Raw genomic sequence first — 22,674 nt, forward strand, 5'->3', positions numbered from 1 at the left:
GTGAAAAGGCGGGGCGCGAACACGGTCGCGCACCTGGCCTTAAGTGTTTGACTCGAAAAGACAAAACAGATATGATTTTGGGCTTTTCATCGGTATGCTTTGCCAAATGGCGCCCCGAATCGACGCGACAGGCAGTAAAAGCGCGTGGCCTCGGCGGCAATATAGAACAACGCATAGCGGCTAACCGGCTGAAATCCTTGCCGACGCAGGAGCGCACATGACTGAACATCCTCGCAAACCTGCTGGTCTCGTCGACCCGCGCGCACTCGACCTGTTCGAATTTGCCCGCAGTGGACGCCAGGCCGCGGGTAGCGTGCGCGTCTCGCAACTGCCGCGCATGTTAAACGAAGTCCCCGAGGAAGCGCCAGACCGCGACACCGCGTTCACCTGGCAAGCCGAAGGGACGACGCAGCCGGAATTGCAGGACGACGGCACCGAGGGTCCGCAGCCGTATCTGAGGCTCGCGATTCACGGCGCCGCATGGCTCGAATGTCAGCGCTGCCTGTCTCCGTATGAGCAGGCATTCAACGTCGATGCGACTTACCGGATCGTCAATACCGAAGAGGAAGCTGAAGAGTTCCCTCTGGACGAGGATGAAGTCGATGTGATCGTTGGGTCACGCCAGTTCGATCTTGTCGACTTGATCGAAGAGGAATTGCTGCTTTCGTTGCCGCTCGTGCCGAAGCACGAAGTCTGTCCTGAAGTGCACGAAAGTCTCACTTCGGGCACTGCCGGGCTGGAAGGCGAAGAGGCTGTCGAGGGCGAAGTCGAAGAGGGTGAGGAACCCACGCGGCCGAATCCCTTTGCGGCACTCGAAGGCCTGAAGTCCGGCGGGTCCGGCGACAAGAAGCATTGAACAGTTGCATGGGAGCGCGACAGGGCGCGCCGGGCACGATGGTTTAGCCACGTGGCCTATGGCGGTTGCCGTGCCGGGCTGTGTTAGAATTCGGAAAATTTTCAGGAGTTATCATGGCAGTTCAACAAAACAAGAAGTCGCCGTCGAAGCGCGGCATGCACCGTTCGCACGACTTCCTCAACGCAGCGCCGCTGGCAGTTGAGCCGAGCACGGGTGAAGTGCATCTGCGTCACCACATCAGCCCGAACGGCTACTATCGCGGCAAGAAAGTCGTCAAGACGAAGAACGACTAATCGTCTCGCATTGCGCTCCTTTGGGTTTGGCCCATTGGCGTTACGCGTGGCGATCGGCTCGCTTGACATTTTCCCGGTTCATCAAGAAGGCGGCATTCAACTGCCGCTTTTTTGTGCCTGAAATTCGTCGCATTCCATGACTGTAAAGCTCACGATAGATTGCATGGGAGGCGACCACGGCCCGTCCGTGACCGTTCCCGCTGCCGTCAATTTCGTTCGCTCGCACCCCGATGCGCACCTGATGCTCGTCGGCATCGAAAGCGCGATCCGTGCCCAGCTGAAAAAGCTGAAAGCGGCCGACAATCCGGCACTCACCGTTGTTCCCGCATCCGAGATCGTCGCCATGGACGATCCCGTCGAAGTCGCGCTTCGCAAGAAGAAAGACTCGTCGATGCGCGTGGCGCTCAACCGCGTCAAGGACGACGCGGCGCAGGCCTGTGTCTCCGCCGGCAACACCGGCGCGCTGATGGCCGTTTCCCGTTATGTTCTTAAAACGCTCCCGGGTATCGAACGCCCGGCGATCGCGTTCGCCTTGCCCAATCCCACCGGCTACACGACCATGCTCGATCTCGGCGCGAACGTCGATTGCGAGCCGCAGCATCTGCTGCAGTGCGCAGAGATGGGGCATGCGCTGGTTTCCGCCGTCGAAGGCAAGGAGCGTCCGAGCATCGGGCTCCTGAATATCGGCGAAGAGGTGATCAAGGGCAACGAGGTGATTAAGCGTGCGGGCGAACTGCTGCGTAGCAGCACGCTCAATTTCCGCGGCAACGTGGAAGGCAACGATATCTACAAAGGCACCGTCGACGTGATCGTCTGCGATGGCTTCGTCGGTAACGTTGCGCTGAAGACGTCGGAAGGCCTCGCGCAGATGCTCTCCGACATCATCAAGGAAGAATTCGGTCGTTCCCTGCTGACCAAGGTGATGGCAGTGCTCGCGCTGCCCGTTCTGCTGCGCTTCAAGAGGCGTGTGGATCATCGGCAATACAACGGCGCGGCGCTGCTCGGCCTGCGCGGGCTGGTGATCAAGAGCCACGGCTCGGCGGACGCCTACGCGTTTGAGTGGGCAATCAAACGCGGGTATGATGCCGTCAAAAATGGCGTGCTGGAACGTCTTGCTCGCGCGATGGAGGAGAACGCGGGTTCACTCGAACAGGCGAAGCGCGAGGCCGGCGGTGCAGGTTCCGCAAGCCAGGTGGCGAGCCCGATCGCGGGTCCGGTTTCCGGACAGCCGGCCGAGCCCTTTAGCGCACAATCCTCGAAGGCATAATGGCTCAATCCACTACCTATTCCCGCGTGCTGGGCACGGGCAGCTATCTGCCGCCCAACCGCGTTTCCAATCAGGAACTGGCCGAACGTCTCGCAAAGCAGGGTGTCGAGACGAGTGACGAATGGATCGTGGCCCGTACGGGCATCCACGCACGACACTTCGCCGAACCTGATGTCACCACCAGCGACCTCGCGCTGATCGCGTCGCAACGCGCGATCGAAGCCGCTGATGTCGATCCGCAATCCATCGATCTCATCATCGTCGCCACGTCGACGCCGGACTTCGTGTTTCCGAGCACGGCGTGTCTGCTGCAGAACAAGCTGGGCATCAAAAACAACGGCGCGGCATTCGACGTGCAGGCCGTCTGCTCAGGTTTTGCCTATGCCGTTGCGACGGCTGACAGCTTCATCCGAAGCGGGCAACATCGTACTGCGCTGGTGATCGGTGCTGAAACGTTCTCGCGCATTCTCGATTTCAACGACCGCACCACCTGCGTGCTGTTCGGCGACGGCGCGGGCGCAGTCATCCTGCAGGCGTCGGATGAGCCGGGCGTGTTGTCGAGCGCGTTGCACGCGGACGGCAGCCACTCGAACATCCTGTGTACGCCGGGCAATGTGAACGGCGGCATCGTGCAAGGCAGCGCATTCCTGCATATGGACGGTCAGGCCGTGTTCAAGCTCGCTGTCAACGTGCTGGAGAAGGTGGCGATCGAGGCATTGCAGAAGGCAGATCTTCAGCCGGAGCAGATCGACTGGCTGATCCCGCACCAGGCCAATATCCGCATCATGCAGAGCACGTGCCGCAAGCTCGGCCTGCCGCAGGAACGGATGGTCGTGACGGTGCACGAACATGGCAATACGTCGGCCGCGTCGATTCCGCTCGCGCTCGCCGTCGCCGTTCGCGACGGACGCATCCAGCGCGGTCACAACGTGCTGATCGAAGGCGTCGGCGGCGGCGTTACGTGGGGCGCGTCGGTCATCCGCATGTGAGGACGGCGCGCGGCGGCGCCTGAGTGCGCCGCGCCGAATGGCGCGCGTGCCCGAGCCGCGTGCCGCCCACATCTGAACTCATCGAATTGGGGATGATATGAAATTTGCGTTCGTTTTTCCGGGGCAGGGCTCGCAGTCTGTTGGCATGCTCAACGCATTCGCCGACAACGCGATCGTGCGCGAAACCCTCCAGGAAGCGTCCGACGCGCTCGATCAGGACATCGGCAAGCTGATCGCCGAAGGCCCGGCTGAAGATCTGAATCTCACCACCAACACCCAACCCGTGATGTTGACGGCTGCTTACGCGATCTTTCGCGCATGGCAGGCGGCGGGTGGTCCTGCGCCTACAATCGTGGCCGGCCACAGCCTCGGCGAATACACAGCGCTGGTCGCTGCTGGCGCGCTGAAGTTTCGCGACGCGGTGCCGCTCGTGCGTTTCCGCGCACAGGCCATGCAGAACGCAGTGCCCGTCGGTCAGGGCGGCATGGCCGCTATCCTCGGCCTCGATGACGACACCGTGCGCGAAGTCTGCAAGGAAGCATCGGCTGCGGGTGTGGTCGAAGCGGTCAACTTCAATGCGCCTGCGCAAGTCGTGATCGCCGGCCATAAGGCTGCCGTTGAAAAAGCGTGCGAAGTGGCAAAGGCCAAGGGCGCAAAGCGCGCGCTGCCGTTGCCCGTGTCGGCGCCATTCCATTCGTCGCTGCTCAAGCCCGCGTCGGATCAGCTGCGCGAGTATCTGGCGAGCGTCGATGTGCAGGTGCCGTCCATTCCCGTCATCAACAACGTCGATGTCGCCATCGTCAACGAACCGGCCGGTATCAAGGACGCACTGGTGCGTCAGGCAGCAGGTGCCGTGCGCTGGGTCGAATGCGTGCAGTCGATCGCGCAGCAGGGCGTGACCAATGTGATCGAATGCGGTCCGGGCAAGGTGCTGGCGGGTCTGACCAAGCGTATCGACGGCAATCTGGTCGGCGCGTCGATCGTCGATCCCGCTTCGCTCGATGAAGTGCTGAAAGTCGTCACGGCTTAAACGTCTATCTGACAGCAGCAAAGAATCAAACAGCCCTGCGTGAACGGGGCATTGTGGAAAGCAACGATGGAAAAGACTCTCGACAAACAGATTGCGATCGTGACGGGTGCCTCGCGTGGCATCGGTCGGGCAATCGCGATCGAACTCGCGCGTCAGGGCGCGATGGTGATCGGCACGGCAACCAGCGAAAGCGGCGCGAACGCCATTACGGAAGCGTTCAAGGCTGAAGGCCTGAACGGCCGTGGCGCGGTGCTCAACGTCAACGACGCGGCTGCGGCTGAAGCGCTGATCGATGGCACCGTGAAGGAATTCGGCGGGCTCAACGTGCTGGTGAATAACGCCGGCATCACGCAAGACCAATTGGCCATGCGCATGAAGGACGACGACTGGGACGCTGTCATCGACACGAACCTGAAGTCTGTGTTCCGTCTGTCGCGCGCCGTGCTGCGCCCGATGATGAAGGCGCGTGGCGGCCGCATCATCAACATCCCGTCGGTGGTCGGTTCTGCGGGCAATCCGGGTCAGGCGAACTACGCTGCAGCGAAAGCGGGCGTGGCGGGCATGACGCGTGCACTGGCTCGTGAAATCGGCAGCCGCGGCATTACCGTGAACTGCGTCGCGCCGGGCTTCATCGACACCGACATGACGAAGACGCTGCCCGAAGAACAGCAGACGGCACTGAAGACGCAGATTCCGCTCGGCCGTCTGGGCAGCCCGGAAGATATCGCACACGCCGTAACGTTCCTCGCATCGCCGCAGGCCGGTTATATCACCGGCACGACGCTGCACGTGAACGGCGGCATGTACATGTCGTAATCAAATTCGGTTACTATCCGCGCCGCGATGCCTTTCGAAGCGTGGATTGACTGGCTTTACAGCAACCAAGTGCGTCGCTTTTTTACAGATGCAAACCTGATAAAATGCGCGCACCTGTATTTATGAACTTTTTTCCCTTGGAGGGGTAATGGACAATATCGAACAGCGCGTCAAGAAGATCGTTGCGGAACAACTCGGTGTTGCCGAAGCGGAAATCAAGAACGAAGCATCGTTCGTGAACGACCTCGGCGCTGACTCGCTCGACACGGTCGAGCTGGTGATGGCTCTCGAAGACGAATTCGGCATGGAAATTCCGGATGAAGAAGCCGAGAAGATCACGACGGTTCAGCAAGCGATCGACTACGCTCGCGCTAACGTCAAGGCCTAAGGTCATTCGCGCCTGCCTGGTTGCTTCGGCTGCTGCGCAATACGCAGCGTCCGTCGTGCCGGCAGCCCTGTCGCGCCGTCTGTCGGTGCAAACAGGGCAGGCGTCAATGCTGATGCGCATGCGCGCAAGCCTGACGGCGTCGTTCAAGGCGCAACGGCCGATGCAGCAGATATCGGCTCTTTCGCCATTGCGCTTACTGGTGCATATCCCGGCGTTTTCGCCAGTGCACTGGTCAGCGTATTCGTCAGCGCCCTGGTCAGCGCGTTCGTCAGGTTAAACAGCCACAGGGCACACAGGGCACTTTCCTGTGCGCTGCTGTGGCTTTTGTTTTGTCATCTATGGAAAAGGGGTTACCGTGAGCCGTCGTCGTGTTGTTGTTACAGGCCTGGGGCTTATTTCGCCTGTTGGCAATAATGTTGCCGACGGCTGGGCCAATCTGGTCGCCGGCAAGTCTGGCATCGCCAACATCACGAAGTTCGACGCGTCGAACTTCTCCACGCGTTTCGCCGGCGAGGTGAAGGGCTTCAATATCGAGGACTACATCCCCGCCAAGGAAGCGCGCCACATGGATACGTTTATCCATTACGGCGTGGCAGCCGGCATCCAGGCGATGCGGGATAGCGGCCTCGAAATCACCGACGAGAACTCGGAGCGTGTTGGCGTGGTCGTCGGCTCGGGCATCGGCGGTCTGCCGATGATCGAAGTCACGCAGACGGAACTGCTGAATCGCGGCCCGCGCCGTATTTCGCCGTTCTTCGTGCCGGCATCGATCATCAACATGATCTCCGGCCATCTCTCCATCAAGTTCGGTCTTAAAGGCCCGAACCTGTCGATGGTGACGGCGTGTACGACGGGCCTGCACTGTATCGGCGAGGCTTCGCGTCTGATCGAATACGGCGACTGCGACGTCATGATCGCGGGCGGCGCGGAATCGACGGTGTCGCCGCTGGGCATCGGCGGCTTCGCGGCGGCGCGTGCACTGTCGCAGCGTAACGACGATCCTTCGACGGCGAGCCGTCCGTGGGACAAGGACCGCGACGGTTTCGTGCTGGGCGAGGGCGCGGGCGTGATGGTGCTCGAAGAGTACGAACACGCAAAGGCACGCGGCGCGAAGATCTACGCGGAAGTGGGCGGCTACGGCATGAGCGGCGACGCTTACCATATGACGGCTCCGCTGGAAGACGGCGACGGCGCACGCCGCTGCATGATCGCGGCGCTGAAGAACGCCGGTGTGAACGCTGATGCGGTGAACTACCTGAACGCGCACGGCACCTCGACGCCGCTCGGCGACCTCGCGGAAACCCCGGGCATCAAGCGCGCATTCGGCGATCACTCGAAGAAAATCGTCGTGAACTCGACGAAGTCGATGACGGGCCACCTGCTGGGTGGCGCGGGCGGGCTGGAGTCGGTGTTCACGGTGCTGGCCGTGCATCATCAGGTGTCGCCGCCGACCATCAACATCTTCAACCAGGATCCGGAATGCGATCTCGACTACTGCGCAAACACGGCGCGGGAGATGAAGATCGACGTCGCGCTGAAGAACTCGTTCGGGTTCGGCGGCACGAACGGCACGCTGGTTTTCAAGCGCGCCTGAGCCTTTGACGGCGGCATCACAGCAGCCGGCCCCGCCGGCATCCGCTTCCGATACCGCACTGAACGGCGGACCCTCGCAGCGCATCGCGCTGCGGCGGTCCGCCGCGTTGTATCTGGCGGCTGCGTTTTTCATTGTGATTGCCGTCGCGGCCGTTTGCATGACGCTCGGACCCCGAATTGGCGCGGTCCCGACTGTGGCATGTGGAGCGGCCGTGTGCGCGTTGCTGGCGATGGCAGCCGTCCGTCATGCGCACAATCTGCCGGGCACCCTTAAAATCGGGCCGGAAGGCCTGTCGGTGTGGAGCAAGGCGGGAATATTACGCGCTCAGGGCCGTATTACGGGGTGCAGCCAGTGGAGCGGCAGCGCGTTGATGGTGTGGGGCGAGGAGGATGGCGGCAGGTTGCATCGGCTCCTGATCATGGCCGACATGCTCGAGCGTGGCGTTTTTCGCGAGCTCGCCGTGCTCGCCAGACGCAGTGCGCACGCCTGAGCGGCTTGCCTGGCGCGGCGGCGAGCCTTGACTGTAAAGACTGTAACGGCTGTTACGCGCGTAACGTGTCGCGTTGAAGGGGACGCTACAATGGTGCCCCGCTACACGCGCAAAAGTTAACGGATTTATCAGGTGAGCGAAAAAGAAATAGATCAGGTGCTGGTTGAACGCGTCCAGAACGGCGACAAGGCTGCGTTCGAGCTTCTGGTCTCCAAGTACCACCGCAAGATCATCCGCCTGATCTCGCGCCTCGTGCGGGATCCCGCCGAGGTCGAGGATGTGGCCCAGGATGCCTTCATCAAGGCATACCGGGCGCTGCCCCAATTTCGCGGAGAATCCGCGTTCTATACGTGGTTGTACCGGATTGCCGTCAATACGGCCAAGAATTACCTTGCCACCCAGGGTCGGCGCGCACCCACTTCGACGGAAGCAGATGCTGAAGAAGCGGAAACTTTCTCGGATGCCGACCAACTAAGGGATATCAACACGCCTGAGTCGATGTTGATGAGCAAACAGATCGCAGAGACGGTCAATGCTGCGATGGCGGTTTTACCGGAAGAGCTGCGCACCGCCATAACTCTTCGTGAAATTGAAGGTCTGAGCTACGAGGAAATCGCTGAAATGATGGGTTGCCCGATCGGCACCGTCAGATCAAGAATTTTCCGCGCTCGCGAAGCCATTGCGGCAAAATTGCGTCCGCTGCTTGACACACCTGAGGGCAAGCGCTGGTAGCAGCTGTTGGAAGCAGCGGCCAGCCGGCCTCACGGACGGCGGCGCAGTCTCTGGGTCAAGTGGTGTCACAACGGGGTGTCTGTAAAGATGGGGAGCATCATGGGGTCGGTTTCGATGCCAATGCAAACAAATGCGCAAGCAAGCTCGCAAGCCGAGCGTCTGTCTGCTTTTGTCGACGGCGAACTGCTCGACGGCGAGCATCCGAACACAATTCTGGCCGCGATGGGTCATGAAGAGCGCACCAGCTGGTCGTGCTATCACCTGATCGGCGACGCGCTGCGTTCCGACGATCTGGCTGTTAGCCCTGCCACGAGCAGTGCGTTTCTGGCGGGTTTTTCGGCACGCTTCGAAAGCGAAGCGCATGTGCTGGCGCCGGCGTCGATACCTGCCACGCGCCGTCTGCTTGCGTTGCGCCGCCGGGTGATTCCGGCGTTCGCCGTGGCAGCCGCGGCCGCTACGCTCACGTGGATCGTCATGCCGCAGCTGTCGGGCGTGGGCACGGGCGCGAGCGTATCGCAGGTCGCATCGGTCGCACCTGCGGATTCGCTGCAGCGCGTGGCCATGGCGTCGATGCCTGCCGCGACCACGGCGCAAGCCAATACGTCGGACGGCAACATCATTCGCGACGCGAGCCTTGATCAATATCTGGAAGCGCATCAGCAGTTCGGTCTTCAGCCCGTCGTTTCGGGTTCGATGCCGATGCTCCGCGCGGCCTCACTGACTACGCAGGGCCACTAGTCTGATGCAGAGTCTGCGGTTCAATAAAACGACCATCTGGGGGCGGCTGCCGGCATTTCTGTTCTGTGCAGCCGTGATGTTATCCGCCACGTCGCGCGCCTTCGCGCAAACCGACGACTCTGCCACCCGGCGCAGTGCGTCGGAGCTGCTGAACCGGATCCATCAGGCTGCGCAGCAGCAGAACTACGAAGGCGCGTTCGTCTACCAGCGCGGCGACTTTGTCCAGTCCTCGCGTATTGCCCATTACACGACGCGTAGCGACGGCGAATTCGAATCGCTGGAAAGTCTTGACGGCAAGCCGCGCAAGATGCTGCGCCATAACGACGAGCTTTATACGTTCGTGCCCGAGCGGCATCTCTGTGTCGTCGAGAAGCGCCAGAACAAGGATTCGTTCCCGGCGTTGCTGTCGGCGAGCGGCGACCAGGTGCTGACGGTCTATGAGCCGAAAATGCTTGGCACGGACCGCGTTGCCGGTATCGACAGCCAGGTCATCGAGCTCGACCCGAAGGACGCGAACCGTTTCGCCTACAAACTGTGGGCCGACGCCAAGACTGGATTGCTGCTGCGCGCGCAGACGCTCGATCCAAGCGGTCAGGTGCTCGAGCAGATGTCGTTTTCGCAGATTCGCATCGGTGTTCCCGTCGACAAGACGCCGATCGCCACGGGCATCAAGAATACGGCGGGCTGGACCGTGGTTCGTCCGCCTGTCGAGCCGGTCGATATGGAAGCGCAGGGCTGGCAGATCACGTCGCCCGTGGCCGGTGTCCACAAGATTCCCGAACTGCGCCGGCCGATGGCCGCGCATGATCCGGCCAATCCGCCTATTCCCGTCGACCAGAGGGTGTTCTCGGACGGACTGGCTGCAATCTCGATTTTTGTCGAGCCGGTCGAGAAGAGCACGCGCAAGGAAGGCGCGGGAAGCAGCGGTGCAACCCACGTGCTGGTTAAGCGCCGTGGCGATTTCTGGATCACGTTGCTCGGGGAAGTGCCTCAGACCACGTTGCAGCAATTTGCGGCTGCCATAGAATACAAGCCTTCCAGGTAATCCTTCGGTTCCCTACGACATGACGATTCTTTCGGTGCGCAAATTCTTCGCGGCCGCAGTTCTGGTGGCTTGTCTGCCGCTCGCGCCGCATACGGCGTCGGCGGCGCCTGCTGCCAATCTGCCTGATTTCACCGATCTGGTCGACAAGGTCGGACCAGCCGTCGTCAACATCCGCACGACGGCCAAGGTCTCCAATTCCACCCGCGGCCTGCCGCCGGGCATGGACGACGGCGACATGTCGGAGTTTTTCCGGCGATTCTTTGGCATTCCTATGCCGAACTCGCCGCAATCGCCTGGTACGCCGAATTCGCCGCGTGGCGGTGGTGGCGGTGGTGGCAGCGACCAGGATCAGTCGCCCGACAGCGGTGGCGGCGACACCGAACAGAATAGCGGCGTCGGCTCGGGCTTCATCCTGTCGTCGGACGGCTACGTGATGACGAATGCGCACGTGATCGACGACGCCGACACCATCTACGTCACGCTCACTGACAAGCGCGAGTTCAAAGCCAAGCTGATCGGCGTCGACGACCGCACGGACGTAGCCGTCGTGAAGATCAATGCGGCCAATCTGCCGACGGTGCAGATCGGCGATTCGAACAAGGTGCGCGTCGGCGAATGGGTTGTTGCGATCGGTTCGCCGTTCGGGCTGGAGAATACGGTGACGGCAGGCATCGTCAGCGCCAAGGGGCGCGATACGGGCGACTATCTGCCGTTCATCCAGACCGACGTGGCGGTGAATCCGGGCAACTCGGGCGGGCCGCTGATCAACATGCAGGGCGAGGTGATCGGCATCAATTCGCAGATCTACAGCCGCACGGGCGGTTTCATGGGTATCTCGTTCGCGATTCCCATCGACGAAGCGATGCGGGTGGCCGATCAGCTGAAGACCTCGGGCAAGGTCACGCGCGGCCGGATTGCCGTCGCGATCGGCGAGGTCACGAAGGACGTAGCCGATTCGCTTGGCTTGCCGAAGGCGCAGGGCGCGCTCGTCAGTAGCGTCGAGCCGGGCGGTCCCGCGGACAAGGCTGGCGTGCAACCGGGCGACATCATCCTGAAGTTCAACGGCCATAACGTCGATACGGCAACCGATCTGCCGCGCATGGTCGGCGACACGAAGCCGGGCACCAAGGCGACCATCACGCTGTGGCGCAAGGGTCAAACGCGTGACGTCCCCGTGACGGTGGCCGAAATGCAGCCTGAAAAGACCGCCAAGGCCGATCAGAAGAAGGCACCGACGCCGAAGCCGCGTGCATCGAATGCGCTGGGCGTGGCCGTCAGCGATATTCCGGCTGACCAGATGAAGTCGCTGAAGCTGCACAACGGTGTGCAGGTCGACGCCGTCGACGGTCCGGCGGCACGTGTGGGCCTGCAGCGCGGCGACATCATCCTGCGCGTCGGCGACACCGACATCACGAGCGCGAAGCAGTTCGAAGACGTCACGTCGCATCTCGACGCGTCGAAAATGGTGGCACTGCTGGTCCGTCGCGGCGAGAACACGCAGTTCGTGCCGATCCGGCCGCGCGCGACGAAGTAAGCGACGTGGCTGACGTGGCGACATCACTCACGCTCTACGGACGCGCGTGGTGTCACCTGTGCGATGACATGCGCGCTGCGCTCGAGCCTTTGCTGGCCGAGTTCGGCGCGCACCTCGAAGTGATCGACATCGACGCCGACCCTGAACTCGAAGCACGCTACAACGACTGGGTTCCTGTGCTGGTCCACGCGGGCGTCGAGCTATGCCATTACCACCTCGATGAAGCACGAGTGCGGGCGACGCTGACGGCGTACCGCGCATCGCCACAGCGTTGAGCAAAACGGGCGCATCGGCCGTTACAGCAAGGCTGCAGCAGGTGGCCGCCAGGCACGAATGACTCCCGGCCACCGCAAGTCCCGCCCGGCGACCCCCTTTTCGGCTAAAATAGATAGGTTTTTCACTTACTTACAAGGCGTGCTCCGCTATCGTCAGAGCGCGCCTTTTTCGCTTGATCGGCACTGAATGGATCATATTCGTAACTTTTCGATCATTGCGCACATCGACCATGGCAAGTCGACGCTCGCCGATCGCATCATCCAGATTTGCGGCGGTCTCTCGGACCGCGAGATGGAAGCACAGGTTCTCGACTCGATGGATCTCGAGCGCGAGCGCGGCATCACCATCAAGGCACAAACGGCCGCACTGTCGTACCGTGCGCGCGACGGCAAGATCTACAACCTGAACATGATCGACACGCCAGGGCACGTCGACTTCTCGTACGAAGTCAGCCGTTCGCTGTCCGCGTGTGAGGGTGCGCTGCTGGTCGTCGACGCGAGTCAGGGCGTCGAGGCGCAGACGGTCGCGAACTGCTATACGGCCATCGAGCTGGGCGTCGAAGTGGTGCCCGTGCTCAACAAGATCGATCTGCCGGCCGCGAATCCTGAGAACGCAATCTCCGAGATTGAAGACGTGATCGGTATCGACGCGACCGACGCCACGCATTGCAGCGCGAAGACGGGCCTCGGCGTTCAGGACGTGCTCGAGTCGCTGATCGCGAAAGTGCCGCCGCCCAAGGGCAACGCGGACGAGCCGCTGCAGGCGCTGATCATCGATTCCTGGTTCGACAACTATGTCGGCGTCGTGATGCTGGTGCGTATCGTCAACGGCACGCTGCGTCCGAAGGACAAGATCCGCATGATGGCGACGGGTGCGGAATATCCCGTCGAACACGTCGGTGTGTTCACGCCGAAGTCGAAGAATCTCGAGTCGCTGTCCGCAGGGCAGGTGGGCTTCATCATCGCCGGCATCAAGGAACTGACGGCGGCGAAGGTGGGCGACACCGTCACGACGGTGAAGAACCCCGCGCCGGAACCGCTGCCGGGCTTCAAGGAAGTGAAGCCGCAGGTGTTCGCCGGTCTCTACCCCGTCGAAGCCAACCAGTACGACGCACTGCGCGAATCGCTGGAAAAACTCAAGCTCAACGATGCCTCGCTGATGTACGAGCCGGAAGTGTCTCAGGCACTCGGCTTTGGCTTCCGTTGCGGCTTCCTGGGTCTGCTGCACATGGAGATCGTCCAGGAACGTCTCGAACGCGAGTTCGACATGGACCTGATCACCACGGCGCCGACCGTGGTCTACGAAGTCGTGCAGCGCGACGGCACGACCATCATGGTCGAGAACCCGGCCAAGATGCCGGACCCGTCGAAGATCGAAGAAGTGCGCGAGCCGATCGTCACCGTGAACCTGTACATGCCGCAAGACTATGTCGGCGCGGTGATCACGTTGTGTACGCAAAAGCGCGGCTCGCAGATCAACATGCAATACCACGGCCGCCAGGTTCAGCTCACGTACGAAATCCCGATGGGCGAAATCGTGCTCGACTTCTTCGATCGTCTGAAGTCGGTGTCGCGCGGCTATGCGTCGATGGACTACGAGTTCAAGGAATATCGCGCGTCGGACGTGGTGAAGGTCGACATGCTGATCAACGGCGACAAGGTCGATGCACTGTCCGTCATCGTGCACCGTTCGCAGAGCCAGTACCGCGGCCGCGAAGTCGCTGCAAAGATGCGCGAGATCATTCCGCGCCAGATGTACGACGTGGCGATTCAGGCGACCATCGGCGCGCACATCATTGCACGCGAGAACATCAAAGCACTTCGTAAGAACGTTCTGGCAAAGTGCTACGGCGGTGACATTACGCGTAAGAAGAAGCTGTTGGAGAAGCAGAAAGAAGGTAAGACGCGAATGAAGCAGGTGGGTTCAGTTGAGATCCCGCAAGAGGCTTTCCTCGCGATTCTGCGCGTCGAAGACAAATAAGACTAAGAACTGGAACCCTATGAATTTTGCGCTGATTCTTTTTGTGCTCGTGATCATCACGGGCGTGGCATGGGTCGCGGACAAACTGGTTTTCCTGCCAAAACGGCGCCGCGCGGCAGCAGCCGCCGTCGCCGAGATCGACAATCAGCAGGCACGTGTTGGCGAGCGCTTCGCTGATGAAAACGCGCCCGCCACGCGCGCGCGTCTGCGTGACGAGAAACTGCGTCAGCCATGGTGGCTCGAATACACAGCCAGCTTCTTCCCGGTGATTCTCGTCGTGTTCGTGGTGCGTTCGTTCGTGGTCGAGCCGTTCAAGATTCCGTCGGGTTCGATGGTGCCGACGCTGCTGGTCGGTGATATCATCCTCGTGAACAAGTTCGACTATGGTATCCGTCTGCCCATCACCAATACGAAGGTGACGGAAGGGCGTCCGCTGGAGCGTGGTGATGTCGTCGTGTTCCGCTATCCGAAGGATGAATCGGTCGACTACATCAAGCGCGTGATCGGTCTGCCTGGTGACATCGTGTCGTACGAAGACAAGAAGCTCACGATCACCGGCAAGCCCGTGCCGGAGACACCGCTGCCCGATTACTTCGACGAAGAGCGCATCGGTTACGCGAAGCAGTTCGAGGAAGATCTCGACGGCCGCAAGAATCGCATTCTCAATAATCCGGCCGTGCCGCCGTTCATCGTCGGCGCTGAAGATTATCCTTATCGCGATAACTGCAAGTACGACGCGCGTGGTGTCACGTGCAAGGTGCCGCCGGGCAACTACTTCATGATGGGCGACAATCGCGACAACAGTGCCGACAGCCGCTATTGGGGCTTCGCGCCGGACAAGAACATCGTCGGTCGTGCGTTCTTCATCTGGATGAACTTCAGCAACCTGAAACGCATCGGTGGCTTCCACTGATTGCTGCACGCGCATCGACATCACGATGCGCAATGAACCCGCGCAACACGTCGCGTATCACACGCGACGTGTTATCACGCTACTTTAAGAACGCGCGGTAACGTCGCTACAACACGCTTTTTCGGCGCCGGGGCTGCGAGGCTCGCTCTCTCCGCCCCGTGATGCGCCCGCGTTATACTCTGCACATGCCCCTATCTCCGTTGGAAAGCCGTTTGCGCTACGAATTTCGCAATGCGGAATTGTTGCGCCAGGCTTTAACTCACCGCAGTCACAGTGCCACGCATAACGAACGGCTGGAATTTCTCGGCGATTCCGTTCTGAACTGCGCGGTGGCCGCGCTATTGTTCCAACGTTTCGGGAAACTGGACGAGGGTGATCTGTCCCGCGTTCGCGCCAATCTGGTCAAGCAGCAGTCGCTGTACGAGATTGCTCAGGCCCTGAATATTTCGGAAGGTCTGCGGCTCGGCGAAGGAGAGTTGCGCAGCGGCGGCTTCCGGCGTCCGTCGATTCTCGCGGACACGCTCGAAGCCATTCTGGGCGCGATCTTCCTCGATGGCGGCTTCGACGCCGCGCAGACGGTTATCAAGCGTCTGTACGTGCCGATTCTCGACCACATCGATCCGCGCACGCTGGGCAAGGACGCCAAGACGCTGCTGCAAGAATACCTGCAGGGCCACAAGATCCCACTGCCGACCTACACCGTTGTCGCAACACATGGTGCGGCGCACAATCAGCAGTTCGAAGTCGAATGCACGGTGCCCAAGCTGGACGTGAAGGTATCCGGATCGGGCGCGAGTCGTCGTGCGGCAGAACAGGCAGCGGCAAAGAAGGCACTGGACGAAGTGATGGCCGCCGCCCCGGCAATGGTCACCAAGCCGAAGCGCTCGAAGAGCGCGCGGGCGGCCAAGCAGGCGGAGCCGGAAATCGTGCCGGGCGTGACGGGCGTGCAGGCGGCGCTCGATTTGCGCGCCCCGGATAGCCGCCGTGCTGAGCGAGCCGAACGCGCGGAACGTGCATCGAGGGCCGCCGAGGCGAAGCCGTCGATGCCGGATCTGCCGTCCGCGGGTCAGGCAGCGGCCGCCGCGCCCGTCGCCGTGATTCGCGCGGCGCACGTCGAATACAGCCAGGAATCCACCGGCGGGGAAAAAGCCGAGCGCAGCGACAAGGGCGATCCACGCGCTGCACGTGCAACGGACAAACCGCTCGACAAGCCGGACGCCATGCTGAAGCTCGCAGAGCGACAAGGCCAGGACAAGCCGGAATCCGCAGTGCGGCCGCAGGACAAAGCCAGCGACAAGCCTGCAGACAAAACCGATACCAACAGCCGCGGCGCGGACAAAACCGCGCCCCGCGCCCGCGACGCCGCGCCCGGCGCGAACGCGGGCGATCTCGAACCCGGTGTCGCCGGCGCGGTGCAAACGCGCGTGGCCGACGCCGGTCATTGAACGCAATCCGACGTGGACGCGCCTGTCATGATGCGCGTCCGCACGAACCTGCCGTAGTAAGAATATGAACGCTCCCACTCCCACTGGTTTCCGCTGCGGCATGGTCGCGATCGTCGGTCGCCCGAATGTCGGCAAGTCGACGCTGATGAACGCACTGGTCGGCCAGAAAGTCAGCATCACGTCGCGCAAGGCGCAGACCACGCGCCACCGCATCACAGGCATCAACACGATCGACGACGCGCAGTACATCTTTGTCGATACACCTGGTTTCCAGACGCGTCACAGTACCGCGCTGAACCGCTCGCTGAATCGCGCGGTGACGTCGACTTTGTCATCCGTCGATGCCGTGCTGTTCGTGATCGAAGCCGGTCGCTTCGGTCCTGACGACCAGAAGGTGCTCGACCTGATTCCGAAGTCCGCACCGACGCTGCTGATCGCGAACAAGCTGGACCGCGTGACCGACAAGGACTCGCTGTTCCCGTTCATGCAGCAGATGAGCGCGTTGCGCGAATTCAAGGAAATCGTGCCGCTGTCGGCCAAGAATCCGGACGATATCAAGCGCCTGCTTGCTACCGTCAAGCCGTATCTGCCCGAAGGCCAGCCGATCTATGGCGAAGACGATCTGACCGATCGCAGCGAACGTTTCCTCGCCGCTGAAATCCTGCGCGAGAAAGTATTCCGCTGGACGGGCGACGAACTGCCGTACACCAGTACCGTGCTCATCGACAAGTTCGAGACGGAAGGGCGCCTGCGGCGCATCTTCGCGACCATTCTCGTCGAGCGCGATATGCACAAGGCCATGATCATCGGTCAGAAGGGCGCGAAGCTGAAGCAGATCAGCACGGAGGCGCGCCTCGACATGGAGAAGCTGTTCGACGGTCCCGTGTACCTCGAGACGTTCATCAAGGTGAAGAGCGGATGGGCCGACAACGAAGCCGGGCTGCGCGCCTATGGTTACGAGTGACGGCACAACCGACACCCAATCCGACGCGTGGATGACGCTGCCGAACGAAACCCACCCTGACGCCGAATCGGATGACGCGCCTGTTCACGACGAGCCACCGGCGTCGTTCGAGCCGCCACGGCGCGCGAAACCGGCGCGTCCTGCACGTTCGGGCAAACGCAGCGCGCCGCGTCAGGACGACGACTTTGGCGATGGCGGCGATCACGCCGAAGCCGCGCTGCGCAAGACTTCCGGGCGTCGTACGGCCTCGCGCGTGCCGCGTGCGCCTGTTTCGGACTTCCGCATTGCCGAGCAGCCTGCGTTCGTGCTGCACAGCTATCCCTATCGTGAAACCAGCCTGATCATCGACGTGCTGTCGCGCGATCACGGCCGCGTCGCGCTGGTCGCGAAGGGCGCGAAGCGTCCGCACTCCGCGCTGCGCGGCGTGCTGCAAACGTTCCAGCCGCTGTCGCTGGCGTGGTCCGGCAAATCGGAAATGCGCACGCTGACGGGCGCCGAATGGGTTGGCGGCATGTTGCCGCTCGCGGGCGATGCGTTGTTGTGCGGCTTCTACGTGAACGAATTGCTGGTCAAGTTTCTCGCACGCGAAGATCCGCATCCGCAACTGTTCCATCATTACGTCGTCACGCTAACGCGCCTTGCGCACGATGAACCGCCCGTGCAGGTGCTGCGTTCGTTCGAACGCGTGCTGCTGCGCGAAACCGGCTATGCGATGTCGCTCAATCGTACGGTGGCGCGCAAGGCGGTCGTGCCCGAAGGCCGTTACGTATTCGATCCCGAGCGCGGCGTGCGCGAAGCATCCAGCGACTATCCTTCGAACTGGCCCGTGATCAGCGGACAAACCTTGCTCGACATGGAACAGGACGATTACCATCGTGCGCAGACCGTCGCGCAAAGCAAGACGCTGATGCGCTTTTTGCTCAACACCTATCTGGGCGGCACGCCGCTCGCGACGCGCCAGATCCTGATCGACCTGCAGAACTTATGAGCTTCTTTCTGACTTCTCCGAATGTGATCGACCTTGGCGTGAATATCGATCACGTCGCGACGCTGCGCAACGTGCGTGGCACCTCGTATCCCGATCCGATCCGTGCCGCGCTGCAGGCAGAAGAAGCGGGCGCCGACGCGATCACGCTGCATCTGCGCGAAGACCGCCGTCATATCGTCGATGCCGACGTGCGCGCCTTGCGTCCGCAACTGAAAACACGCATGAATCTCGAATGCGCGGTGACGCAGGAAATGCTCGAAATCGCCTGCGAAGTGCAGCCGCACGATACGTGTCTCGTGCCGGAAAAGCGCGAGGAATTGACCACGGAAGGCGGTCTCGATGTCGTCGGACATTTCGAAGCCGTGCGCGCCGCATGCAAGCAGCTCGCGGACGTGGGCTCGCGTGTGTCGCTCTTCATCGACGCCGACGAAGCGCAGATTCGCGCCGCGCATGAAGCGGGCGCGCCGGTGATCGAATTGCACACGGGCGCCTACGCCGAAGCACACGACGCGAGCGAACAGCAGCGCGAGTACGAACGCATCGTGCGCGGCGTGGAGCTCGGTGTATCGCTGGGATTGAAGGTCAATGCGGGCCACGGTCTGCATTACACCAACGTCCAGCAGATCGCGGCGATCGAAGGCATCGTGGAATTGAACATCGGCCACGCGATTGTCGCGCATGCGATCTTCGCCGGTTGGGACAATGCCGTGCGCGAGATGAAGGCGATCATGGTGGCCGCGCGTCTCGCGGCGCACGCCTGACCACGTAAGGCCTACCACACACTCAACGTATCTCACGGATAACGGCGGCACGCGTATGGCGATCTACGGCATCGGCACCGACATCGTTCAGGTCAGCCGCGTAGCGGCAGTGATGGAGCGCACCAACGGGCGCTTCGCCGAGAAAGTGCTCGGCCCGGACGAGCTGCGCATCTATCACGCACGCAACGCCCGTTCGCAGGTGCGTGGCATCGCGTTTCTGGCCACGCGCTTTTCGGTGAAGGAAGCGTTCTCGAAAGCGATCGGTCTCGGCATGCGCTGGCCGATGACGTGGCGCGCGCTGCAAACGCTGAACGAACCGAGCGGCCGCCCAATGTGCGTTGCATCGGGCGAACTGGCCGACTGGCTTACGGAGCGCGGCATCACTTCGCGGGTGACCTTGTCCGATGAGCGTGATTACGCAGTGTCGTTCGTGATCGCCGAGACGCCTGACGCTTCGACCTGATCCTTCCAGCACAACGGCGGCGCGCGCCTGAAAGCCGCGCCGCGCTCTTCCCATTTTTTCTCGAACCCGATGAAACTGACTCCTGGTCCGGTGATGCTCGACGTCGTCGGCAAAACCCTGAACGCCGACGATGAACACCGCCTCGCGCATCCGATGACGGGCGGCGTGATCCTGTTCGCGCGTCACTTCGAAAGCCGCGCGCAACTCGTGGCGCTGACGGACGCGATCCGCGCGATTCGTGCAGATCTGCTGATCGCCGTCGATCACGAAGGCGGCCGCGTGCAGCGCTTTCGCACCGACGGCTTCACGGTGCTGCCCGCCATGGGCAAGCTCGGCGCGTTGTGGGATCAGGACGTGCTGCGCGCGACCAAGGTCACGACGGCGGTTGGCTATGTGCTGGCGTCCGAACTGCGCGCGTGCGGCATCGATATGAGCTTTACGCCCGTGCTCGATCTGAACTACGGTCATTCGCAGGTGATCGGCGATCGCGCGTTTCACCGCGATCCACGCGTGGTGACGATGCTCGCCAAGAGCCTCAATCACGGTCTCGCGCTCGCCGGCATGGCGAACTGCGGCAAGCATTTTCCGGGGCATGGTTTTGCGACGGCAGATTCGCACGTCGCCGTTCCTGTCGACGAACGCACGCTCGATGAGATCCTCGCTGAAGATGTCGCGCCGTATGACTGGCTCGGCATGTCGCTGGCTTCGGTGCTGCCGGGACACGTGATCTATCCGAAGATCGACAGCAAGCCGGCGGGTTTCTCGCGCATCTGGATTCAGGACATTCTGCGCACGAAGCTCGGCTTCGAAGGTGCGATCTTCAGCGATGACCTTTCCATGGAAGCGGCGCGTCAGGGTGGCACGCTGACGCAGGCGGCAACAGCGGCGCTCGAAGCGGGCATCGACATGGTGCTGATCTGCAATCAGCCCGACGAGGCCGGCAAGGTGCTCGACGCGCTGCGCTTCATGCCTTCCGAGGAATCCAGGCAGCGACTGGAACGGATGCGCCCGCGCGGCGAGGCGTTGTCGTGGGCGGACCTGCAAGTCGAGCCGCAATACCAGCAGGCGCAGGCATTGTTGCGCGAGACGTTCGCGGGCTAAAGCCACGCGACCGCCGCAAACAAAAAGGACGGGTCTCGAAAGAACCCGTCCTTTTTTACGACGCCTGGCTTCAGTTCAGCCGCATGCGCTGCAGCTTGTTGTACAGCGTCTTCGGGCTGATGCCGAGCAGCGATGCCGCGCGGTGCCGCGTGCCGCCAACGGCATCGAGCGTCGCGCGAATCAGCATTTCTTCGACGTCGGCGAGCGGCGTGCCGACGGTCACCTGCACGCGGCCGCCGTTCAGATCGCGTCCGCCTGCGCCGTTGGCTTCGTCGGCGCGCAACGTTTCCAGCACGTCGCCGGAAGCGTGATACGCGCGCCGCACGCGATCCTGCAATTCGCGCACGTTGCCCGGCCATTCGTACGCGAGACACTCGCGGAAGAAATTCGGCCCGATCAGCTTGGTGGCATCGGCGACGCCGCGTGCATTTGCTTCGTCGTTCAGTTCGTCGACGAGTGCCTGCGCGAACAGGGCAGGGTCGTCGCCGCGCTCGCGCAGCGGCGGCAACGATAGCGCCGCGGCTTCGAGCCTGAGGCCGAGATCCTGATGCAGCGTGCCTTCGGCGACGGCCGCGCGCGGTGCCTTGCGCGTCGACGCGATCAGGCGGAAATCGGTTGCCACCTGGTTCGTGCCGCCGACACGCATGAAGGTCTGCGAATCGAGCGCACTCAGCAGTGCTTCCTGCTGCGGACGCGGCAGCATCGTGATCTCGTCGATGAAGAGCGTACCGCCGCTGGCCTGCTCGAACAGGCCCGGTTCACGCTGCTCGGCGCCGCCGAACGCGCCGCGCTCATGGCCGAACAGCAGGCTGTCGAGCGGCCGGCCACCGGCGATAGCCTGCGCCGAACGGCAATCGAGCACGACGAACGGACCTTTGCGACGTCGGCTCATCTCGTGCAGCGTGCGCGCGGCGACTTCCTTGCCGGTGCCCGCTTCGCCAGAAATCAGCACGGCCGCTTCCGTCGGCGCGATGTGCTCGATCGAATCGTAGATATGCTGGATCGCACCGCTGCGGCCGATCATCGGCCCAAAGCGACCCATGCGGCGCAGCTTCGCGCGCAGCGTCTGGACTTCCTCCGTCAGCTCGTAAGGACGCGGAATGCGCGCCAGCAGGCTGCGCAGACGGGGAATGTTGACGGGCTTGAGCAGATAGTCCCAGATGCCGTGGCGCAGGCCTTCGATCGCGCTCTCGACGGTCGCATTGCCCGTCATCACGATCACGGGCAGGGCGCCGCCGGGCGGTTGCGCAGGCAGATGCTGGAGCAGGTCGAGTCCGCTGCCGTCTGGCAGGTTCAGGTCGACCAGCACGACGTCAGGGATAAAGCGTGTCAGGGCTGCGCGCGCTTCGGAAAGCGTGATCGCGGTGTCGACGGAGAAACCGTCGGCGGCGAGAATCGCGGACAGGCCTGACAGGCTGTTGGGATCGTCTTCGACAATCAGGGCATGTGGCATAACGAGCGCAACTGTTCGTTGGACGGATGCCCGATGCGCGGCTCGCCGGAGGCGGCGCCGCGCGCGCGGGCGCTTGATGGATGGGCTGGGCGGCCGGTGATCCCGGCGCGGTGCGCCTGGATGCGATGCGCCGGATCGATCAGAAGTCCCGGTTATGGTCGAAGAATCGGCGCACTTCGAGTTCCGCTTCGTCCCGGGTTCTGCCGTAGCGTTCCTGGATCAGGCCCGCCAGCTTGTCGGCGCGGCCTTCTGCCTTGGTCAGTTCGTCGTCGGTGAGTTCGCCCCACGCAGTCTTCGCTTTGCCGATCATCTGTTTCCACTTGCCTTCAGCGATATCGTTGTTCATGGCACACCTCCCGTGTATTCCGAATGAACGAAAGCCTCATAGGCCTGAACAGTTCGAGAAGCAGAAGTTGTGCCACATCAATTTATCTTGAAAATACAACGTGAGCACGGACTGAAAAACGGGACTCCAGCCGCCGACCTGGCAAAATTGCATGAGTGGCCGGTAAAGTTTTCCACCACCATACACGGTCGCGAAAAAAAGAAAAAGCGCCC

General features: G+C 62.1%; 24 protein-coding genes. 22 read left to right on the forward strand and 2 right to left on the reverse strand.

The features are described from left to right. Positions 1 to 217 precede the first annotated feature (217 nt). From DK391_RS11180 to nagZ, 22 genes are all read left to right on the forward strand, one after another. Positions 218 to 856, forward strand: coding sequence for a DUF177 domain-containing protein (locus DK391_RS11180; protein WP_109478070.1), 639 nt, complete (start codon positions 218 to 220; stop codon positions 854 to 856). 113 nt (positions 857 to 969) lie between these two features. Then, positions 970 to 1,149: a 50S ribosomal protein L32 gene (rpmF, locus tag DK391_RS11185; RefSeq protein ID WP_012400235.1), complete on the forward strand. Its 180-nt coding sequence runs from the start codon at positions 970 to 972 to the stop codon at positions 1,147 to 1,149. 136 nt (positions 1,150 to 1,285) lie between these two features. Beyond that, positions 1,286 to 2,416, forward strand: a complete 1,131-nt coding sequence (plsX, locus tag DK391_RS11190) for a phosphate acyltransferase PlsX (RefSeq protein WP_109478071.1) — start codon at positions 1,286 to 1,288, stop codon at positions 2,414 to 2,416. After that, entirely contained in the window at positions 2,416 to 3,405 is a 990-nt protein-coding gene (locus DK391_RS11195; RefSeq protein ID WP_109478072.1) for a beta-ketoacyl-ACP synthase III, read from the forward strand. Before plsX ends, DK391_RS11195 begins: the two co-directional genes overlap by 1 nt. Before the next feature lie 97 nt (positions 3,406 to 3,502). Beyond that, complete coding sequence (gene fabD / locus DK391_RS11200) at positions 3,503 to 4,435, forward strand: ACP S-malonyltransferase (RefSeq protein ID WP_109478073.1); 933 nt, start codon at positions 3,503 to 3,505, stop codon at positions 4,433 to 4,435. A 66-nt stretch (positions 4,436 to 4,501) separates the two neighbouring features. Then, complete coding sequence (gene fabG / locus DK391_RS11205) at positions 4,502 to 5,251, forward strand: 3-oxoacyl-ACP reductase FabG (protein ID WP_109478074.1); 750 nt, start codon at positions 4,502 to 4,504, stop codon at positions 5,249 to 5,251. Between the two features lie 148 nt (positions 5,252 to 5,399). Next, positions 5,400 to 5,639 (forward strand): acyl carrier protein, encoded by a 240-nt coding sequence (gene acpP, locus DK391_RS11210; RefSeq protein WP_004197638.1) that lies wholly within the window; start codon positions 5,400 to 5,402, stop codon positions 5,637 to 5,639. Positions 5,640 to 5,994: 355 nt separating this feature from the next. Further along, positions 5,995 to 7,233, forward strand: coding sequence for a beta-ketoacyl-ACP synthase II (gene fabF / locus DK391_RS11215; protein ID WP_109478075.1), 1,239 nt, complete (start codon positions 5,995 to 5,997; stop codon positions 7,231 to 7,233). A 4-nt stretch (positions 7,234 to 7,237) separates the two neighbouring features. After that, the gene (locus DK391_RS45705) at positions 7,238 to 7,723 is read left to right on the forward strand and encodes a protein YgfX (protein WP_343225416.1); all 486 of its coding nucleotides are present in this window, start codon (positions 7,238 to 7,240) and stop codon (positions 7,721 to 7,723) included. A 132-nt stretch (positions 7,724 to 7,855) separates the two neighbouring features. Then, positions 7,856 to 8,455 carry an RNA polymerase sigma factor RpoE gene (rpoE, locus tag DK391_RS11225; protein ID WP_012400242.1) on the forward strand — a complete coding sequence of 200 codons (600 nt, stop codon included), beginning with the start codon at positions 7,856 to 7,858 and terminating at the stop codon, positions 8,453 to 8,455. A 99-nt stretch (positions 8,456 to 8,554) separates the two neighbouring features. Next, positions 8,555 to 9,193 (forward strand): sigma-E factor negative regulatory protein, encoded by a 639-nt coding sequence (locus DK391_RS11230; protein WP_109478076.1) that lies wholly within the window; start codon positions 8,555 to 8,557, stop codon positions 9,191 to 9,193. Positions 9,194 to 9,197: 4 nt separating this feature from the next. Continuing rightward, positions 9,198 to 10,238, forward strand: a complete 1,041-nt coding sequence (locus DK391_RS11235) for a MucB/RseB C-terminal domain-containing protein (protein ID WP_109478077.1) — start codon at positions 9,198 to 9,200, stop codon at positions 10,236 to 10,238. Positions 10,239 to 10,257: 19 nt separating this feature from the next. Beyond that, positions 10,258 to 11,772, forward strand: coding sequence for a DegQ family serine endoprotease (locus tag DK391_RS11240; RefSeq protein ID WP_109478078.1), 1,515 nt, complete (start codon positions 10,258 to 10,260; stop codon positions 11,770 to 11,772). A 14-nt stretch (positions 11,773 to 11,786) separates the two neighbouring features. After that, positions 11,787 to 12,047: a glutaredoxin family protein gene (locus DK391_RS11245; protein WP_275426816.1), complete on the forward strand. Its 261-nt coding sequence runs from the start codon at positions 11,787 to 11,789 to the stop codon at positions 12,045 to 12,047. 187 nt (positions 12,048 to 12,234) lie between these two features. After that, positions 12,235 to 14,028 carry a translation elongation factor 4 gene (gene lepA, locus DK391_RS11250; protein WP_109478080.1) on the forward strand — a complete coding sequence of 598 codons (1,794 nt, stop codon included), beginning with the start codon at positions 12,235 to 12,237 and terminating at the stop codon, positions 14,026 to 14,028. A gap of 19 nt (positions 14,029 to 14,047) precedes the next feature. Further along, positions 14,048 to 14,941, forward strand: coding sequence for a signal peptidase I (gene lepB, locus DK391_RS11255; RefSeq protein ID WP_109478081.1), 894 nt, complete (start codon positions 14,048 to 14,050; stop codon positions 14,939 to 14,941). 185 nt (positions 14,942 to 15,126) lie between these two features. Continuing rightward, positions 15,127 to 16,386, forward strand: a complete 1,260-nt coding sequence (rnc, locus tag DK391_RS11260; RefSeq protein WP_109478082.1) for a ribonuclease III — start codon at positions 15,127 to 15,129, stop codon at positions 16,384 to 16,386. Positions 16,387 to 16,450: 64 nt separating this feature from the next. Further along, on the forward strand, positions 16,451 to 17,350 hold the full coding sequence (era, locus tag DK391_RS11265) for a GTPase Era (protein WP_109478083.1): 900 nt from the start codon (positions 16,451 to 16,453) through the stop codon (positions 17,348 to 17,350). Further along, positions 17,337 to 18,338 carry a DNA repair protein RecO gene (gene recO / locus DK391_RS11270; RefSeq protein ID WP_109478084.1) on the forward strand — a complete coding sequence of 334 codons (1,002 nt, stop codon included), beginning with the start codon at positions 17,337 to 17,339 and terminating at the stop codon, positions 18,336 to 18,338. Before era ends, recO begins: the two co-directional genes overlap by 14 nt. Then, on the forward strand, positions 18,335 to 19,099 hold the full coding sequence (gene pdxJ / locus DK391_RS11275; RefSeq protein ID WP_109478085.1) for a pyridoxine 5'-phosphate synthase: 765 nt from the start codon (positions 18,335 to 18,337) through the stop codon (positions 19,097 to 19,099). Before recO ends, pdxJ begins: the two co-directional genes overlap by 4 nt. A gap of 55 nt (positions 19,100 to 19,154) precedes the next feature. Further along, positions 19,155 to 19,562, forward strand: coding sequence for a holo-ACP synthase (gene acpS, locus DK391_RS11280; RefSeq protein WP_109478086.1), 408 nt, complete (start codon positions 19,155 to 19,157; stop codon positions 19,560 to 19,562). Positions 19,563 to 19,631: 69 nt separating this feature from the next. Continuing rightward, positions 19,632 to 20,663: a beta-N-acetylhexosaminidase gene (gene nagZ / locus DK391_RS11285; protein WP_109478087.1), complete on the forward strand. Its 1,032-nt coding sequence runs from the start codon at positions 19,632 to 19,634 to the stop codon at positions 20,661 to 20,663. 70 nt (positions 20,664 to 20,733) lie between these two features. Here the strand turns inward: nagZ and DK391_RS11290 are convergent, their stop codons facing one another. Together DK391_RS11290 and DK391_RS11295 are read right to left on the reverse strand one after the other, a co-directional pair. Beyond that, a complete protein-coding gene (locus DK391_RS11290) occupies positions 20,734 to 22,116 on the reverse strand; it encodes a sigma-54 dependent transcriptional regulator (protein WP_109478088.1) in 1,383 nt (460 codons plus the stop codon). 139 nt (positions 22,117 to 22,255) lie between these two features. Beyond that, entirely contained in the window at positions 22,256 to 22,462 is a 207-nt protein-coding gene (locus tag DK391_RS11295) for a CsbD family protein (RefSeq protein ID WP_109478089.1), read from the reverse strand. Positions 22,463 to 22,674 lie beyond the last annotated feature (212 nt).

The sequence above is a fragment of the Paraburkholderia sp. C35 genome (genome assembly GCF_003121405.1).
Taxonomy (GTDB): Bacteria; Pseudomonadota; Gammaproteobacteria; order Burkholderiales; family Burkholderiaceae; genus Paraburkholderia.